This window comes from Stenotrophomonas sp. SPM (assembly GCF_003105135.1).
Classification (GTDB): Bacteria; Pseudomonadota; Gammaproteobacteria; order Xanthomonadales; family Xanthomonadaceae; genus Stenotrophomonas.
Genome location: NZ_QETL01000082.1, coordinates 1 through 18,112, shown reverse-complemented (window position 1 = coordinate 18,112; position 18,112 = coordinate 1). Strand labels below are relative to the sequence as shown.

The following is an 18,112-nucleotide window of genomic DNA, read 5'->3' as shown; positions in this document are numbered from 1 at the left end:
GGCCTAGTCAGTTCCGCCGGGCATGGCCCGGCGCTACCGTAGATGGCCTGCATACGCTGCCGGATTGAAATGAATACGCAATCGCCTGTTCATAACGCGATACAACCGCTGGCGCGAGCGCCCCGGCAGCGCTACAATTCGCACTCGCCGAATCACGAAAGCCGGACCGGTCCCAGACCGTACGTCCGCGCTTTTTTGCAACCGGATTTCCGTGAAGCGCAGGCGTGACTTCGGCAGCCCCCTCGGTAGCCAAAGTGAGATTTCCGTGACCCAAGCCGCAATCCTCGTCCTCGAAGACGGCACCGTATTCGAGGGCGAATCCGTAGGCGCGCCCGGCCTGTCCGTCGGTGAGGTGGTGTTCAACACCGCCATGACCGGTTACCAGGAAGTGCTGACCGACCCGTCCTACGCCCGGCAGATGGTCACGCTGACCTATCCGCATATCGGCAACACCGGCATGACCGACCAGGACAATGAAGCGTCCAAGGTGTGGTCGGCCGGCCTGATCGTGCGCGACGTGCCGCGCCGTCCCAGCAACTGGCGCAGCCAGGTGTCGCTGCAGGACTGGCTGATCCAGCGTGGCGTGGTCGCCATCGCCGGCATCGACACCCGCAAGCTGACCCGCATCCTGCGCGAGAAGGGCGCGCAGAACGGTGCGCTGATGGCCGGCGACATCGACGTGGAAAAGGCATTGGAAGCCGCCCGCAAGTTCCCGGGGCTGAAGGGCATGGATCTGGCCAAGGTCGTCACTACCGAGAAGACCTACACCTGGACCGAAGGCCAGCTGGACCTGGACGCCAACGCGTTCGTCAGCGTGCCGGCCAGGTTCAAGGTCGTGGCCTACGACTTCGGCGTGAAGACCAACATCCTGCGCATGCTCGCCGAGCGCGGCTGCGAAGTGACCGTGGTGCCGGCGCAGACCCCGGCTGCCGAGGTTCTGGCGCTGAAGCCGGACGGCGTGTTCCTGTCCAACGGCCCGGGTGACCCGGAACCGTGCGACTACGCCATCGAAGCGATCAAGACCTTCATCGACGTGAAGATCCCGACCTTCGGCATCTGCCTGGGCCACCAGCTGCTGGGTCTGGCCTCGGGCGCCAAGACCATGAAGATGGGCCACGGCCACCACGGTGCCAACCACCCGGTGCAGGACCTGGACGACGGCCGGGTGATGATCACCTCGCAGAACCACGGCTTCGCGGTCGACGAATCGACCCTGCCGGCGACTCTGCGCGTGACCCACCGTTCGCTGTTCGACGGCACCAACCAGGGCATCGCCCGCACCGACGTGCCGGCGTTCTCGTTCCAGGGTCACCCGGAAGCGTCGCCCGGCCCAACGGATGTGGGTCCGCTGTTCGACCGCTTCGTCGCCCTGATGGAACAGAGCAAGGCGTGATCAGTTCGCCGCCGGCCCGCCGGTGGCGTCGCGATGGACCGTAAGCCCCCGCATCGCTGCTGCCCCTGGCGCGGCGCTGCGGATCAAGATTCCTGATCGACAGCGTGCGATCACCCCCCTTGTCACGCTGTACTGACTTAGAGAAGAAAATGCCCAAGCGCACTGACCTCAAGACCATCCTCATCATCGGTGCTGGCCCGATCGTCATCGGCCAGGCCTGCGAGTTCGACTACTCCGGCGCCCAGGCCTGCAAGGCCCTGCGTGACGAGGGTTACCGCGTGGTGCTGGTCAACAGCAACCCGGCCACCATCATGACCGACCCGGAGATGGCCGACGCCGTCTACATCGAGCCGATCAACTGGCAGACGGTCGAGAAGATCATCGCCAAGGAAAAGCCCGATGCACTGCTGCCGACCATGGGTGGCCAGACCGCGCTGAACTGCGCGCTGGACCTGGCCGACAACGGCGTGCTGGAGAAGTACAACGTCGAACTGATCGGCGCCAAGCGCGAAGCGATCCGCATGGCTGAAGACCGCGAGCTGTTCCGCGTCGCCATGGGTGAGATCGGCCTGGAGTGCCCGACCGCAGCCGTCGCCCACACCCTGGACGAAGCGCTGGAGATCCAGACGCGCGTCGGCTACCCGACCATCATCCGCCCCAGCTTTACCCTGGGCGGCAGCGGTGGCGGCATCGCCTACAACCGCGAAGAGCTGGTCGATATCGTCAGCCGCGGCCTGGAACTGTCGCCGACCACCGAAGTGCTGGTCGAAGAGTCGGTGCTGGGCTGGAAGGAGTTCGAGATGGAAGTGGTCCGCGATACCGCGGACAACTGCATCATCGTCTGCTCGATCGAGAACCTGGACCCGATGGGCGTGCACACGGGTGACTCGATCACCGTGGCCCCGGCGCAGACCCTGACCGACAAGGAATACCAGCGCCTGCGCGATGCCTCCATCGCCGTGCTGCGCAAGATCGGCGTCGACACCGGTGGCTCGAACGTGCAGTTCGGCATCAACCCGACCACCGGCCGCGTGGTCGTCATCGAAATGAACCCGCGCGTGTCGCGTTCCTCGGCGCTGGCGTCCAAGGCCACGGGCTTCCCGATCGCCAAGGTCGCCGCCAAGCTGGCCGTGGGTTACACCCTGGACGAACTGAAGAACGAAATCACCGGCGGCCTGACCCCGGCCTCGTTCGAGCCGTCCATCGACTACGTCGTCACCAAGATCCCGCGCTTCGCCTTCGAGAAGTTCCCGGCCGCCGATGCCCGCCTGACCACCCAGATGAAGTCGGTGGGCGAGGTGATGGCGATGGGCCGCACCTTCCAGGAGTCGATGCAGAAGGCCCTGCGTGGCCTGGAAACCGGCAAGGTCGGCTTCGACCCGACCGGCCTGGACCTGACCAATGAAGACGACCTGCAAACCCTGCGTCGCGAGCTGAAGGCGCCGGGCCCTGAGCGCCTGTTCTACGTGGCCGATGCCTTCCGCGCCGGCATGAGCGTGGAAGAGATCTACGCGCTGTCCTTCATCGATCATTGGTTCCTGGACCAGATCGAGGAAATCATCGCGGCCGAAGGCGAAGTCGCTGCCGGTGGCATCGATGCACTGGATGCCGCGCGCCTGCGCAAGCTGAAGCGCGCCGGTTTCTCCGATGCCCGCCTGGCCCAGCTGACCGGCACCAACGAAGCGGCCATCCGCGCGCTGCGTCGTGCGCACAAGGTGCGCCCGGTCTACAAGCGCGTCGATTCCTGTGCCGGTGAGTTCTCTACCGGTACCGCCTACCTGTACTCGACCTACGAGGACGAGTGCGAGGCCGCGCCGACCAACCGCGACAAGATCATGATCCTCGGCGGTGGCCCGAACCGCATCGGCCAGGGCATCGAGTTCGACTACTGCTGCGTGCACGCGGCACTGGCGCTGCGCGAGGATGGTTTTGAAACCATCATGGTCAACTGCAACCCGGAAACCGTGTCGACCGACTACGACACCTCCGACCGCCTGTACTTCGAGCCGCTGACTCTGGAAGACGTGCTGGAAATCGTCGAACTGGAACAGCCGAAGGGCGTGATCGTGCAGTACGGCGGCCAGACCCCGCTGAAGCTGGCGCGCGCGCTGGAAGCCAACGGCGTGCCGGTGATCGGCACCAGCCCGGATTCGATCGATCTGGCCGAAGACCGCGAGCGCTTCCAGCAGCTGGTTGATTCGCTGAAGCTGAAGCAGCCGCCGAACCGCATCGCCCGCAACGACCAGGAAGCCCTGCTGCTGGCCCGTGAGATCGGCTACCCGCTGGTGGTGCGCCCGAGCTACGTGCTGGGCGGCCGTGCGATGGAAATCGTCTACGGCGAATCCGACCTGGCCCGCTACGTGCGCGACGCGGTGAAGGTGTCCAACGATTCGCCGGTGCTGCTGGACCGCTTCCTGGACAACGCCGTGGAAGTGGACGTGGACATCATCGCCGACAAGGATGGCAACGTCCTGATCGGCGGCGTGATGGAGCACATCGAAGAAGCCGGCGTGCACTCCGGTGACTCGTCGTGCTCGCTGCCGCCGTACTCGCTGTCGGCCAAGACCCAGGCCGAGCTGCGCCGCCAGGTGGTGGAGCTGGCCAAGGCCCTGAACGTGGTCGGCCTGATGAACACCCAGTTCGCCATCCAGACCAACGACGATGGCGATGACACCATCTACCTGCTGGAAGTGAACCCGCGCGCCTCGCGTACCGTGCCGTTCGTGTCCAAGGCCACCGGCATGGCCCTGGCCAAGATCGCCGCGCGCTGCATGGCCGGCAAAACCTTGGCCGAGCAGGGCGCGACCGAAGAGATCGTGCCGGATTACTACTCGGTGAAGGAAGCGATCTTCCCGTTCGCCAAGTTCCAGGGCGTCGACCCGATCCTCGGGCCGGAAATGCGTTCCACCGGTGAGGTGATGGGCGTGGGCCGCAGCTTCAACGCCGCCTTCGCACGTGCCCAGGAAGCCGGTGGGATCAAGGCTCCGCCGGTCGGCAAGGCCTTCGTGTCGGTGCGCGACCCGGACAAGAAGCGCGTGCTGCCGGTGGCCAAGGCGCTGCTGGCGCGTGGCTACAGCCTGGTCGCCACCCGTGGTACCGCCGCGTGGCTGCAGCAGCACGGCATGGACTGCGAGATCATCAACAAGGTGGTCGAAGGTCGCCCGCACATCGTCGACTCGATCAAGAACGGCGAGATCGTCTACATCGTCAACACGACCGAAGGCCGTGCCGCGATCAACGATTCGTTCTCGATCCGTCGCGAGGCGCTGCAGCACCGCGTCACCTATTCGACCACCATTGCCGGCGCCAAGGCGCTGGTGGATTCACTGGAATTCCGCGGCACCGGCCCGGTCTGGTCGCTGCAGGAACTGCACAAGGAGTTGAATGCATGAGAGCCCCGATCACGATGAAGGGCGCGCAGAAGCTGCGCGATGAACTGGATCACCTGAAGTCGGTCAAGCGCCCGAAGGTCATCGCCGCGATCGCCGAAGCGCGCGAGCACGGTGACCTGAAGGAAAACGCCGAATACCACGCCGCGCGCGAGGAACAGGGCTTCATCGAAGGCCGCATCAAGCAGCTGGAAGGCGAGCTGTCGCACGCCGAGATCATCGACGTGAGCAAGCTCAATGCCGGCACCAAGGTGGTGTTCGGCGCCAGCGTGACCCTGGCCGACGTGGAAACCGACGAAGAAAAGAAGTACCAGATCGTCGGTGACCTGGAAGCGGACATCAAGCTGGGCCTGATCGCCATTTCCTCGCCGGTGGCGCGCGCGATGATCGGCAAGCTGGAAGGCGATTCGATCGTGATCGACGCCCCGGCCGGCCAGCGTGAGTACGAGATCGTCAGCGTCAGCTACGTGGCCTGACCGGGTGGCAACGGCGACCCTGTTGTTGCCGGCACGCAGCCGCTTTGCAGCGGCTGCACTGCCAGACGAGGTGGCGCGCGCCCTGGGCCGCGCCATCGCCGTGCAGCGGGACGCAGGCGAACGCGCCCAGCTGCAGCGCCACTTCACCGTGGCCGCGCCGCAGTGGCCGGTCGCCGCACTTACCCGCCAGCGCGATGTCGGTGACGCCGCCGGAGCCTGCTGGCTGCGCGCCGATCCGGCCTGCATGGTGCCGGACATGCACGGTGCGCGGATGATGGGCTACGGCGAGACGCTGCGGCCAACCCTGGCCGACAGCCTTGCACTGCTGCCGGTGCTGCAGCCGTTGTTCGCCGATGCCGGCTTCGTGCTGGATGCGCCGGACCCGGCGCGCTGGTACCTGCGCCTGCCGATCGACATCGACCTGCCGACCTTCGACAGCCCCGACGACGTGCTGGGCGATGACCTGTTCTCGCACCTGCCCGAAGGCGAGGCCGGCCGGCGCTGGCGTGCCCTGATGACCGAGGCGCAGGTGCTGCTGCACAACCATTCGTGGAACCAGCAGCGTGCCGCGCAGGGCCAGCAGCCGATCAACTCCCTGTGGTTCTGGGGTGGCGGGGTGATGCCGGTCTCGGTGACCACGCCGCATGTGCAGGTACGCAGCCGCGATGCCCTGCTGCAGGGCCTGGCCCAGGCCGCCGGCGTATCGGTGGATGGCGAGCAGTCCGTCGATGCCCTGGTCGACCTGCGCCAGCTGCGTTCGCTGCAGCAGCTGGGCAACGATGCCATCCGCCCGCTGCTGGTGGCCTTGCGGCGCGGTGAGCTGCAGCGTCTGGTGCTGGATTTCGAGGACGGCCTGCAGTTCCATCTGGACAAGCGCCAGCGTTGGCAGTTCTGGAAGAAGCCCCGCCAACTGCACGACTGAGCGGGGTCTCGGCCGACCCCCGACGCGAGCGCAGTAGATCCACGCCATGCGTGGATGCAGTGGATCGGCCATTGGCAAGTAGGTGCCAACCTTGGTTGGCACGTTGGGATCAGTCGAGCATGGCTCGACTCTACAGGGGCCGGGCAGGGCACAGCCCTGCAGACAATCACCTCACCGTGCTGACCACCGTCGGCAGCTGCCAATGCCCGCCCGCTACGCCGCGACACTGGCCAGTGGTGAACTCGCTGCTCTTCACGAAACGTGCGCCATCCCAGGTCCAGTCGTGGCCGGAGAAGCAGTCGCCGATCCCGCGCCCGCGGAAGCGCCCGCGTAGCGTGGCGTCATCGCGATCGAAGTCCTCCGCATCGGAGGTCACGAAGTTTGCCTGGTACGGCGCCTTGTCCTGCACCACCCAGTAGCCGCTGCTGAAGTTGTAGGCCCCCATGAAGCAGCTGGTGCTGGCCAGCACGTGTCCGGCGTCCAGTCGCTGGATCTCGATCTCATCCTGCTCGCCCTCGCTCAGGCGTGTGCACTCGTCGGCGTTCGGCAGGCTGGCGATCATTGCTTTGCGCAACGCCGGCACCCTGGCCAACGCCGCATCCGTAGCGCGCGGCGCCACCAGCTTGCCGCGCACGATCGCCGGCACCTGCAGTGCCGCCGGCACGCCCGCTTCGGCCTTTTCACCCCGCCGCACCAGCGCGCCGGGCGTGCCCAGCCGGCCCTGCGCCTCGTCCATCTTCAGCAGCACCGCCGTAGCGCCGCTGTCGGAGATCGGCCACGCCTTGCCTTTGCCATCGACGATCTCGATGCGCGCCTTGCGGGGCAGGGCGGTGACCAGTGCATCGGTCTGCGTCTGCTTCAGCAACACCTTTTCGGCGTTGCCGGTGTCCTGCACGGAACCCAGGTCCTTGCCATTCAGGTACAGCCGCAGCGCACCGGTCGGTATCGGGCTTTCACCATCCTCGCCATTGCGCAGGCGCGCGATCACCGGCGCATTGGGGCCACCTGCACGTTCCAGCATCAGGCTCAGCAGGTTGGCGGGCTCTTCCGGGCTGTAACCCACGGCGCGGCAGGTGCGGGTGTTATCGCAGGCCAGCGACCAGTCGTTGTGCTGGAATTCGACACCGGCCTTCGGCTCGGGCGTGCCGGCGTGGGCAGCCGGGGCGAGGGCGAGGGCCAGGAACAATGTGCGGCGCATGGGCAGAAATCCGTTTCGGGGCCGGCAAGCATGAAAGAAACGGTTGTCGATTCCAATTGCTTCCGACGGGGTCAGGGCCCTCTGCGGGCAGAGGGGGCTGACCCCGCGTTATCATGGTGACGTCTTCCGCAACCCGGCGATGCCGATGTCCCTTGCCGCCGATGCTGCGCTGCCCGTGTCCGATACCCTGATGATCCTGCGCCGCGAGCCGGTGCAACCCGGTGCGTGGCCCGACGACACACTGCCCCTGCTGGCCCGTCTCTACGCCAGCCGCGGCGCGACCACGCCGGACCTTGCGCTGCCACGGCTGGGCAACCTGCATGCGCCCGAGCTGCTGACCGGCATCGATGCGGCGGTCGCGCTGCTGGTCGAGGCCATCGCCAACGACAAGCGCATCCTGGTGGTGGGCGATTTCGACTGCGATGGTGCCACCGCCTGTGCGGTCGGCGTGCGCGGTCTGCGCATGCTCGGTGCGCAGCATGTGTTCCATGCCGTGCCCAATCGCATGGTGCACGGCTACGGCCTGTCGCCCTCGCTGGTGGAGGAGCTGGCCGAACTGCAGCCGGACCTGCTGGTCACCGTCGACCACGGCATTGCCTGCCATGCCGGCGTCAACGCCGCCAAGGCGCGCGGTTGGCAGGTGCTGGTCACCGACCACCACCTACCGGGGCCGCAGCTGCCGCCGGCCGATGTCATCGTCGACCCGAACCTGGAGGGCGACGGCTTTCCCAGCAAATCGCTGGCCGGTGTCGGCGTCATTTTCTACGTGCTGATGGCCCTGCGCCGGCAGATGCGCGAAGCCGGTGTGTTTGCCGATGGCAAGGGCCCGGACCTGACCACGTTGCTGGATCTGGTGGCAGTCGGTACGGTCGCCGATCTGGTGGTGCTGGATGCCAACAACCGCGCCCTGGTCAGCGCCGGCCTGCGTCGGCTGCGTGCCGGCCATGCCTGCGTCGGCCTGAAGGCGCTGATCGAAGCCAGCGGTCGCGATGCCGCACGGCTGACCGCCACTGACATCGGATTCGCGCTCGGCCCGCGCCTCAATGCGGCCGGCCGTCTGGAGGACATGGCGCTGGGCATCGCCCTGCTGCTGACCGAAGATCCGCGCCAGGCCCGCGACATCGCTCAGACCCTGGAGCAGATCAACGCCGAGCGCCGCGCCGTGCAGCAGTCGATGACCGACGACGCCGAGCAGGCATTGTCGCGCGTGGTGCTGCAGTCCGAGGGCGAGCGCCCGGTGGCGGCCTGCCTGTTCGATGCCGACTGGCACCCCGGCGTGGTCGGCCTGGTCGCATCAAAGATGAAGGACCGCCTGCACCGCCCGGTGATCGCCTTCGCACCCGCCGAGCCCGGCGCCGACACCCTGCGCGGATCGGCCCGTTCCATTCCGGGCCTGCATATCCGTGACGCACTGGCGCTGGTCGATGCACGCCATCCCGGCCTGGTCGAGCGCTTCGGCGGCCACGCGATGGCCGCCGGCCTGAGCATGCGCCTTGAGCATCTGCCCGCCTTCGAGGCCGCTTTCGTCGCCATCGTGCAGGACGTGCTGGACCCGGCTGCGTTGCAGCAGCACGTGCTCAGCGACGGCGAACTGGCCGTGCACGAACTCGACCACCGCCATGCCGACGCCCTGCGCCTGGCCGGTCCCTGGGGGCAGGGCTTCCCCGAGCCGCTGTTCGACGGCCGTTTCGAAGTGGCCAACTGGCGCGTGCTGAAGGAGCGCCACCTGAAGCTGGAACTGCGCCTGCCCGGCGTACCGGGCACGGTCAATGCCATCCACTTCGGCGGCTGGCACGGCAATGCACCCAGCCGTCACGTACACCTGGCCTATCGCCTGGCCTGCGATGATTACCGTGGTGGCACCGCGATCCAGCTGATCGTCGAGCACTGCCTTCCCGCCTGACGGCGGTGCGCCGCGCTTCGCGCTCGCCGGGCATGGCCCGGCGCTACCAGAGCCCCGCACGCTGCGGTTGCGCCGCGCCATGCCCGGCGGGGTGCATCCACGTTCGACCCGTAACCCCACCTGCCGTGTTGGTGCGTTGAACCGTCCACGATCCCACTGGAGCCGTGCCATGGTCTTTGCCCGCTGTGCCCCCCTGATCCTGCTGGTGCTGGCGGCCTGGCCCGTTGACGCGCAATCGCCCCGCCACGCGCGGCCTCAGCCCAGCACGCCGCTGCTGATCGCCCCGGCCGCCGAACAGCCGATCCAGCTGCGCGAGGCGCGCATCGAAGGCGAGGTCCAGGCGGGCATCGCGCAGACCCGCATCACCCTGGAATTCCACAATCCCAACAGCCGCGTGCTGGAAGGCGAGCTGCAGTTCCCGCTGGGGGATGGCCAGCAGATCAGCGGCTTCGCGCTGGACATCAATGGCGAGCTGCGCGAGGCGGTGCCGGTGCCGAAGGATCGCGGCCGCCAGGTCTTCGAGGAGATCGCGCGCCGCGGTGTTGACCCGGGCCTGCTGGAACAGACGGCGGGCAACCAGTTTCGCCTGCGCGTGTATCCGCTGCCGGCCGGCGGCAGCCGCCGCGTGCAGCTGGTGGTGCGTGAGCCGCTGGCGTTCGCCGACAAGGGCTGGCAATGGGCGTTGCCGCTGCAGTTCGCTGCAGGTGCGGCCTCGGTGAAGCTGGATCTGCAGGTGGCAGGCGCTGCGACCACCGGCAAGGCGCCATTCGCCCTGCAGAGCGGGCAGCTGCACTGGCAGGGGCGTGGCGCGCAACTGCCGGCACAGCTGCAATGGACCCTGCCTGCGGTGCGCCAGTCGCAGGTGCAGGTGGCGAAGTGGCAGGACGGCCACTACCTGCTGGCCCAGCTGCCAGTGCCCGCCGACCATGCACCGCGCACGGTGCCGAGCGAGGTTGGCCTGCTCTGGGATGCCTCCGGTTCCGCCGGCCAGCGTGACCGCGCTCGGGAGTTCGCGCTGCTGGACCGCTACTTCGCGGCGATGGGCGAGGGCAACGTGGTACTGACCGTGCTGCGCGACCGCCCCGAGGCCGAGCGGCGGTTCCGTATCCGCAAGGGCGACTGGAGCACGCTGCGCCAGGCGCTGCAGCAGGTCAGGCCGGACGGCGCCAGCGCGCTGGCCAACTGGCAGCCGCAGCCCGGCGTAAGCGAATACCTGCTGGTCAGTGATGGCCTGCTGACCTACGGCGCGGAAGCACTGCCGACACTGGCCGCTGGCCAGCGCCTGTTCGCGGTCAGCAGTGCCGGTGCACGCACCGATGTCACCCGCCTGCGTGGGTGGAGCGAGGCCCACGGCGGCCGTTTCGTGGCGCTGGGCAATGACCTGCAGGCTGCCACGCGCGAACTGCTGTCGGCGCCGCTGGACATCCAGGTTGACGCCGGGCGTGGCGTGCAGGACGTGGTGATCGATCGCCGCAGCGAAGCGCAGGGCTGGCTGTGGCTGCATGCTCGCCTGGCGGCCGAGGGCGTGCCGATGCGCGTGCGCGTCGATGGGGCCGAATGGCAGGCGCTGCCGCCGACCACCCGCAGCGACCATGGCGATCTGCTGGCGGGACTGTGGGCGCAGGCCCGCCTGCAGCAGCTGGCGGTGGACCGGCGCAGCAACCGCGAAGCGATGCAACGCCTGTCGCAGCAGTTCGGGCTGGTGGGCCCGGATACCTCGCTGATCGTGCTGGAAACCCTGCAGGACTACCTGCGCTACGCGATCCGCCCGGCCGGTACGCTGCGCGCCGACTATGACCGCGTCTATGCGCGCCAGGTCGCTGACCGTGCAGCCGAGGACCGCCGCAGGCTCGACAAGGTGGCTGCGCAGTGGAAGGAGCGCCAGCAGTGGTGGAACCGCAGCTGGCCGAAGCAGGCACCGCCGTCTGCGGCGAAGGAGATTCTCCATAGCGAATCGGCCGCCAGTGCACCGATGGCCCTGCTCGCCGCGCCCGTACCGGCCGCACCTGCGCCGCCGCCCGCACCGACGATGGTCGCCGAATCGCGGATGGAGACCGCCCGTGCACGCCGTCAGGCGCCGGCGGCCGCCACATCCCTGGATGCCATCGCGGTGACCGGGTCGGCGATCTCGGATGAGGCGGGGCCGGCGAACAACGGCCAGCTCGGCATCCAGCTGGCGGCATGGCAGCCGGACTCGCCGGTGGCGCGCCGCCTGCGCCAAGGCCCACCGGCCCAGCTGTACGACCGCTACCTGGCCGAGCGTGCCGCGCATGCCGACAGCAGCGCGTTTTTCCTGGACGTCGCCGATCTGCTGCTGCAGCAGAACCAGCGCGATCTGGCGCTGCGCGTGCTGTCCAACCTGGCCGAGATGGACCTGGACAACCGCCACCTGCTGCGCGTGCTCGGTTACCGGTTGCTGCAGGCCGGCGCGCCCGCGCTGGCCGTGCCGGTGTTCGAACAGGTGCTGGCGATGGGGCAGGAAGAGCCGCAGAGCTTCCGCGATCTCGGCCTGGCGCTGGTCGCGGCCGGCAAGCCGCAGCAGGCGCTGGAGCCGTTGTACCAAGTGGTGGTGCGTCCGTGGGATGGCCGCTTCGATGGCATCGCCCTGATCGCGCTGGATGAGCTGACCAATCTGGTGTCACGCAGCCGGCCGCAGCTCGATGCCTGCGGCATCGATCCACGCCTGATGCAGGCCATGCCGCTCGACCTGCGCGTGGTGCTGGCTTGGGATGCCGACAACAGCGACATGGACCTGTGGGTGACCGACCCCAACGGCGAGCGCGCGTACTACGGCAACCGGCTGACCTACCAGGGCGGGCAGATGTCGCAGGACTTCACCGGCGGCTATGGACCGGAGCAGTTCTCGCTGCGCGATGCCAAGCCCGGCCGGTACAAGGTGGAGGCCAACTACTTCGGCAGCCGTCAGCAGCTGGTGACCGGCGCGACCACCCTGATGCTGCGGCTGACCACGCATTGGGGAACGCCGCAGCAGAAGGACCAGATGGTCACCCTGCGATTGAAGGATCGTGCGGAGACCGTGCTGGTAGGCGAGTTCGAGGTGCGGTAGCGCTGGGCCATGCCCAGTGAGGTAGAGCCACGCCACGCATGGCGCTGATCTACTGCGGAGTGCGGCGCTGGCGCGGAATCCACCGTGCCAGCGCAATGCCGCCACCGAGGATCAGCAGCGTGCCGACGGTGTGCCACAGCAACGCCGTAACCGGCGCATCCGGCAGCGGAATGATGTCTGCGAGCCAACCAATGACCGGCCGCGCCAAAAGGTAGACCACCACCACGCCCAGCACGCGCAGCACCCGCTGCACGACGCCCTGCGGGTCGGCTGGCCAACCGCGCCATTGCAGCCACGCCACCAGCAGGACGAGTGCGAGCAGGCGCGAGGCTTCACCCAGCGGCACCAGGGGCGTCCACAACGAGGCCCACGACAACGCCACGCCCAGGCCCAGCAGCACCGGCAGCTGCCAGCGCCGTTCTCCACGCAGCCCAGGCATCAACTGCCACGCCAGCAGAGCGACGCCGAGACCTATCAACCAACCGGCCAGCACATCGGCCAGGAAGTGCCGGCCCAGATACATGCGCGAGATCGCCATCAGCAGGGGCCAGCCCAGCACCAGTGTCCAGCGCAGCCAGCGGCGGCGGATGCCGAACGCCAGCAGCAGGGCAACACCCGCCGCCGTGGTGATGCCCACGTGGCCGCTGTTGAAGCCATAGTCAGCGTGCGGCTGGGCGCGCAGCATGGCGGTGGCCTGCGCATCGGGCAGTGCCCAGAAGGTATGGCCGCCGCCATCCACCACGAACGGGTGCGATGGCTCGCCCTTGTCCAGCACCGCCGCATCCACGTCGGAGGGGCGGGGCAGGGCGGCGCTCTGTTTGATTGCATGGGTGACGCAGGCCATCAGCAGCACCGCCAGCATCACGCAGAGGCCGGCGCGCAGCCGTGCACCAAACGCACACGCCAGGATCAGCGCGGTATAGGCCATCTCGTAACCGAGCAGGCTGATGAACTGCATCACCGACAGGAACCAGCCGGCGTCGAAGGTGTGCTGCAACCACAGGTGCCACTGCGTCTGGAACATCCGTTGTCCTCATCATCCGTTGGTAAGCGGGCCCGGTAGAGCTGAGCCAAAGCAGCCGAGTGTGGACGCGGCTCTACACCGGCGCAACACGTGCCACGGGCAGCGATGACGCGTCGTTGCGCAGGCCAAACAGGGGGCGCAGCCAGCGCACGCGGCGGATCAGCAGTTCGTGGATCAGCAGGCAGCCGCTGATGGTGCCTGCCACCAGCAAGGCAGGTTCCAGCCACGGGCCAAGCTGAAGCGGGCGCAGTGCATACAGCAGCGCGATCAACAAGGTCTGGTGCAGGATGTACCAGCTGAACACCGCTTCCCGGCAATAGCCCTGGCCTGGCCACGGGCGGGACAGCAGCACCCTGGCCCAGCCGAACAGGGCCAGCAGCATGCACCAGGTATAGAGCGCACGGCCGATGCGTTCGGTCTGTCCCCACGGCAGTGCCAGTACCCAGGCGTCGACGTCGCCGACGTGCGGCAGGCGGGCCAGCGCTCGGATACCCAGTTCCAGGCACAGCCCCAGCACGGCCAGCGCCAGGGTCAGCCGGCGCCCGCGCATCAGCAGCTCCCAGCCACGCTGCCAGCGCGCGGCCATGAAGCCGCCGAGGAACAGCGGCAGCGACTCGGCGTGCACATAGACGTCGTCCAGCAGCGCGTGGGTGGGCGGCCAGTGTGGCATCAACACCAGCAGCGCCCAGGCCAGCCAGGCCACCGGCAACACCAGCAGCAGTCCGCCAAGCACACGGTCGCTGATCTGCCAGCGCGGCAGCGCCCCACGCAGCGGTCGCAGCAGGCTGGCCAGCACCACCGCCAGCACGGTGTAGGGCAGCAGATAGGCCAGGTACCAGAGGTGGTTCCAGGTAAAGCCATAGGCGGCGCCACTGAAATGCGCGCCCGGCCACGGCCGGAACTGCCAGTAGCGCCACAGGAACCGGGCCAGCCCCGGCGCCACGTCGCCCTTGTCCAGGGCCTCGTAGTAGGCCTGCAGGGATACCACCGCGACGATGCCGAACAACAGCGGCAGCTGCAGGCGCCAGCATCTGCGCAGCGTGTGCCGCCACCGCCCGTGCTCGGGCAGCGACAGGCCCAGGGCGATGCCGCTGATGGTGAACAGCAGGGGCATCCGCCAGCGGTTCATCGCGATCATCGGCCATTGCAGCCACTCGGCGGTGTAAGTGCTCTTGAGGTGGAAATCCCAGCCGGCCACATAGGCCATGGCGGCGTGGTAGAGGATCAACAGCGCAAAGGCGGCGATGCGCAGGGTGTCCAGATCGTGGCGACGGTGCATGGGCGGCGGGCATCGGAAAGAAGCTGCAGCCTCCGCCTGCCAGGTCCTGGCCACCACCGGGAGGGGCGCGATGGCGGCCGCGCTGGGGCCAATGGTGGGGTGGCAGGGACCAATGGCGGATGCGCGCAGGGCCGGATAGGCAACAATGGCGGCATGAAGAATGGAGATCCGGCGGCGTTGCCCGTCCCAGCAGCAGAGCGTCCGCATCGCCCAGGGCTGACCGCCGTGTTCTGGGCGGTGCTGTTCCTGGGTACTGCGGTCGCCAATGTGCTGGTGAAGTGGATGCGGGCGTTGCGTGACGGTGAGGCCTTCCCAGCAGGGGCAACCTCGATAGAGGAGTTCAGCAGTGCGCTGGCCAGCCTCGGCCTGCTGGCCCTGCTGCATGCCGCCGCGCGGCGCTGGCCGCTGCATGCCGACACCTGGCGCCGCCGGATCGGCTTCTATCTGCTGGGTGGCATTGCCTGGTGGCTGCTGCACGTCAGCGCCATGGTCCTGCTGCGCAAGCTGGCCTTCGCCGTGATCGGCCAGCACTACACCTATGGCGACTGGCCGGCGCAGTGGTTCTACGAGTTCTTCAAGGACGTGCAGACCTACAGCCTGCTGGTGATTGCCGTGCATGCGGTGGCCTGGTTCGGCCGCCAGCGGCAGGGTGAGGCGCACCTGCTGGCGCCGCCCGACGACGGCCCGCCGGTGGAACCGGTTGAGCGCCCGCAGCACTTCCTGGTGCGCAAGCTGGGCAAGGAGTTCCTGGTGACCACCGGTGACGTGGAGTACGCCCAGGCCGCCGGCAACTACGTGAACCTGCGGGTGCGCGGCCACGATTACCCGCTGCGCATAACCATGGCGGTGCTGGAGCAGCGGCTGGACCCGGCCGTGTTCCTGCGCCCGCACCGCAGCTGGCTGATCCACCGCGGGCAGCTGCGCTCGATCGAGCCGCTGGATGGCGGTGAGGCCCTGCTGCACATGGCTGACGGGGCGAAGGTGCCGTGCAGCCGGCGGCAGTTGCCGCTGCTGCGGCAGGCGCTGGGCGGGGCGGGTGGGGCAAGCGGGTAGCGTCGACTGTCAGTCGACTGCTGTTCGTTCAGGTTCCGGTGAAGCCCGCGCTGCGCGCGATAGTCGACTCTACTGTCCGGCCCCTCTCATGCCGGAAACCGCGGCCTGCGGTATGATTGGGAGTCATCTATTTATTGCATAACCGCCGACATGATCGAACTGAATCCTGTCCGCCAGCGCATCACCGATCTGACCGATCGTGTGGTGTCGCTCAGGGGGTATCTTTGACTACGACGCCAAGAAAGAGCGTCTCGAAGAAGTAACGCGGGAGCTGGAAAGCCCCGACGTCTGGAACAACGCCGAATACGCACAGAACCTGGGCCGTGAACGCTCCAGCCTGGAGAAGACCGTGGGCGGCATCGCCGCGGTGCTCGACGGCCTGACCGATGCGACCGAATTGCTGGAACTGGCTGAATCCGAACAGGACGACGATACCGCCCTGGCCGTGGTCGCCGATCTGGACAAGCACCAGGCGCACGTGGAGAAGCTGGAATTCCAGCGCATGTTCTCCGGCGAGATGGACAATGCCGCCGCGTTCGTCGACATCCAGGCCGGTGCCGGTGGTACCGAAGCCCAGGACTGGGCGGAGATCCTGCTGCGCATGTACCTGCGCTGGTGCGAATCGCGCGGTTGGAAAACCGAGCTGATGGAAGTGTCCGGTGGCGACGTGGCCGGCATCAAGTCGGCGACGCTGCGCGTGGAAGGCGATTACGCCTATGGCTGGCTGAAGACCGAGACCGGCGTGCACCGCCTGGTGCGCAAGTCGCCGTTCGATTCGGACAACCGGCGCCACACCAGCTTTACCTCGGTGTTCGTGTCGCCGGAAATCGATGACAACATCGATATCACCATCAACCCGGCCGATCTGCGTACCGACGTGTACCGCTCTTCCGGTGCCGGTGGCCAGCACGTGAACAAGACCGAGTCGGCGGTGCGTATCACCCACATCCCGACCAACATCGTCGTGGCCTGCCAGACCGGCCGCAGCCAGCACCAGAACCGCGACAACGCGATGAAGATGCTGGCCGCCAAGCTGTACGAGCTGGAGATCCAGAAGCGCAACGCCGAGAAGGACGCGGTGGAAGCCACCAAGTCCGACATCGGCTGGGGCAGCCAGATCCGCAACTACGTGCTCGACCAGAGCCGTATCAAGGACCTGCGCACCGGCATCGAGCGTTCGGACACGCAGAAGGTGCTCGACGGCGACCTGGACGAGTTCGTCGAGGCCAGCCTGAAGGCCGGCCTGGCCGTGGGTTCCAAGCGCATCGATGCCTGATCGACGCGCCTGCGCGGATGTCATCGTCCTCGTGCGCAATGCCGAGGGCGGCTGATCACGCTTCCGGTAGAGCCGAGCCCATGCTCGGCTGCTGTTGGCGCAGTAGCAGATCCGTCGAGCTTGGCTCGACGCTACAACACGTGCGGCGGTAGCGATGATGCGCAGCGAGAGTGAACGCAAGGAACTGGGCGGCTTCCTGAAAGCCTGCCGCGCCCGTGTCGACCCCGCCACGCTTGGCCTGCCGGCCGGGCGTCGGCGCACCCCGGGCCTGAAGCGCGAAGAAGTGGCGCTGGCCATCGGGGTCAGTGTCAGCTGGTACACCTGGATCGAGCAGGGCCGCGAAGTGCGCGCCTCGCCCGAGGTGCTCGAGCGCCTGGCCACGGTGCTGCGCCTGAGCGATGACGAGCGCGCGTATGCCTTCGCGCTGTCCGGTTACGGCGCGCCGCTGGAATCGCCGGACGAAAGCGTGACCGACGGCCTGCGCCAGCTGGTGGAGGCGATGCAGCCGATCCCGGCCTACGTGCGCAACACGCGCTTCGACATCCTGGCCTGGAACGCGGCCATCGCCGATCTGTTCGTGGATTACAGCCAGTTTCCGCCGAACCAGCGCAACACGCTCTGGTTGATGTTCCTGTACGCGCCTTACCGCGAGCGCATCCTCAACTGGGAAGAGATGAGCCGTGGCCTGCTGGCCGGGTTCCGCGCGGCGATGGCGCAGGCGCCGGACAAGGCGCCGTTCCTGGCACTGGCCGAGGACATTTCGGCGAAGAGTGAGCCGTTCCGCCTGTGGTGGCCGGAGCATGACGTCCGTCGTTTCGACGAGGGGGCGAAGAAGCTGATGCATCCCACGCGCGGGTTGCTGGACCTGCAGTACGTGGCGCTGGTGCCGGAGAGCCGGCACGATCTTTCGCTGGTGACCTACCTGCCGCGGAAGTAGGGGGTTTGTTCGGCAGGGCTTGCAGCCCTGCACCTGCCGAAGCGGAAGCAAGATCAAGGGCGGCATTCCGTGGGATGGCGGGGCGGTGTGGGTGGTCAGGACACGCCGTAAACCCCCCTCCGGGGTCCGGCCCAGCCGCTGGCGGCTGTGCGTTCGGGCGCTTGCGAAGCAGTGCTTCGCAAGCAAAGCGCCCTC

Annotated in this window: 12 protein-coding genes; 9 read left to right on the top strand and 3 right to left on the bottom strand. The window is 67.6% G+C overall.

The features are described 5' to 3' along the window. Positions 1-265: 265 nt before the first annotated feature. From carA to DCO49_RS15175, 4 genes are all read left to right on the top strand, one after another. A complete protein-coding gene (gene carA / locus DCO49_RS15190; RefSeq protein WP_108768737.1) occupies positions 266-1,393 on the top strand; it encodes a glutamine-hydrolyzing carbamoyl-phosphate synthase small subunit in 1,128 nt (375 codons plus the stop codon). Between the two features lie 149 nt (positions 1,394-1,542). Further along, positions 1,543-4,785, top strand: coding sequence for a carbamoyl-phosphate synthase large subunit (gene carB / locus DCO49_RS15185; RefSeq protein WP_116864744.1), 3,243 nt, complete (start codon positions 1,543-1,545; stop codon positions 4,783-4,785). 8 nt (positions 4,786-4,793) lie between these two features. Beyond that, complete coding sequence (greA, locus tag DCO49_RS15180; protein ID WP_207776497.1) at positions 4,794-5,258, top strand: transcription elongation factor GreA; 465 nt, start codon at positions 4,794-4,796, stop codon at positions 5,256-5,258. A gap of 4 nt (positions 5,259-5,262) precedes the next feature. Then, positions 5,263-6,180, top strand: a complete 918-nt coding sequence (locus DCO49_RS15175; RefSeq protein WP_116864742.1) for a phosphoglycerate mutase — start codon at positions 5,263-5,265, stop codon at positions 6,178-6,180. 166 nt (positions 6,181-6,346) lie between these two features. Here the strand turns inward: DCO49_RS15175 and DCO49_RS15170 are convergent, their stop codons facing one another. Beyond that, on the bottom strand, positions 6,347-7,378 hold the full coding sequence (locus DCO49_RS15170; RefSeq protein WP_116864741.1) for a DUF1176 domain-containing protein: 1,032 nt from the start codon (positions 7,376-7,378) through the stop codon (positions 6,347-6,349). A 145-nt stretch (positions 7,379-7,523) separates the two neighbouring features. Here DCO49_RS15170 and recJ point away from each other — a divergent pair, with 145 nt between their 5' ends. Both recJ and DCO49_RS15160 read left to right on the top strand, forming a co-directional pair. Then, positions 7,524-9,281, top strand: a complete 1,758-nt coding sequence (gene recJ / locus DCO49_RS15165) for a single-stranded-DNA-specific exonuclease RecJ (protein WP_116864746.1) — start codon at positions 7,524-7,526, stop codon at positions 9,279-9,281. Positions 9,282-9,450: 169 nt separating this feature from the next. Beyond that, positions 9,451-12,348 (top strand): VIT domain-containing protein, encoded by a 2,898-nt coding sequence (locus DCO49_RS15160; RefSeq protein WP_116864740.1) that lies wholly within the window; start codon positions 9,451-9,453, stop codon positions 12,346-12,348. Positions 12,349-12,397: 49 nt separating this feature from the next. On the opposite strand, the gene DCO49_RS15155 is transcribed toward DCO49_RS15160, so the two are convergent. Next, positions 12,398-13,372 carry a phosphatase PAP2 family protein gene (locus tag DCO49_RS15155; protein WP_116864739.1) on the bottom strand — a complete coding sequence of 325 codons (975 nt, stop codon included), beginning with the start codon at positions 13,370-13,372 and terminating at the stop codon, positions 12,398-12,400. Between the two features lie 73 nt (positions 13,373-13,445). After that, positions 13,446-14,651, bottom strand: a complete 1,206-nt coding sequence (locus tag DCO49_RS15150) for an acyltransferase family protein (RefSeq protein ID WP_116864738.1) — start codon at positions 14,649-14,651, stop codon at positions 13,446-13,448. 135 nt (positions 14,652-14,786) lie between these two features. Between DCO49_RS15150 and DCO49_RS15145 the strand changes: the two genes are divergently transcribed. The 3 genes from DCO49_RS15145 (at position 14,787) to DCO49_RS15135 (ending at position 17,917) form a co-directional block, all read left to right on the top strand. Beyond that, positions 14,787-15,704: a LytTR family DNA-binding domain-containing protein gene (locus DCO49_RS15145; RefSeq protein ID WP_116864745.1), complete on the top strand. Its 918-nt coding sequence runs from the start codon at positions 14,787-14,789 to the stop codon at positions 15,702-15,704. A gap of 150 nt (positions 15,705-15,854) precedes the next feature. Continuing rightward, a protein-coding gene (gene prfB, locus DCO49_RS15140) for a peptide chain release factor 2 (protein WP_116864737.1) occupies positions 15,855-16,980 on the top strand; the annotation gives its coding sequence in 2 pieces (ribosomal slippage) (positions 15,855-15,929 and positions 15,931-16,980; 1,125 coding nt in all). Positions 16,981-17,134: 154 nt separating this feature from the next. Further along, positions 17,135-17,917 carry a helix-turn-helix transcriptional regulator gene (locus DCO49_RS15135; RefSeq protein ID WP_116864736.1) on the top strand — a complete coding sequence of 261 codons (783 nt, stop codon included), beginning with the start codon at positions 17,135-17,137 and terminating at the stop codon, positions 17,915-17,917. The last annotated feature ends 195 nt before the right edge of the window (positions 17,918-18,112 follow it).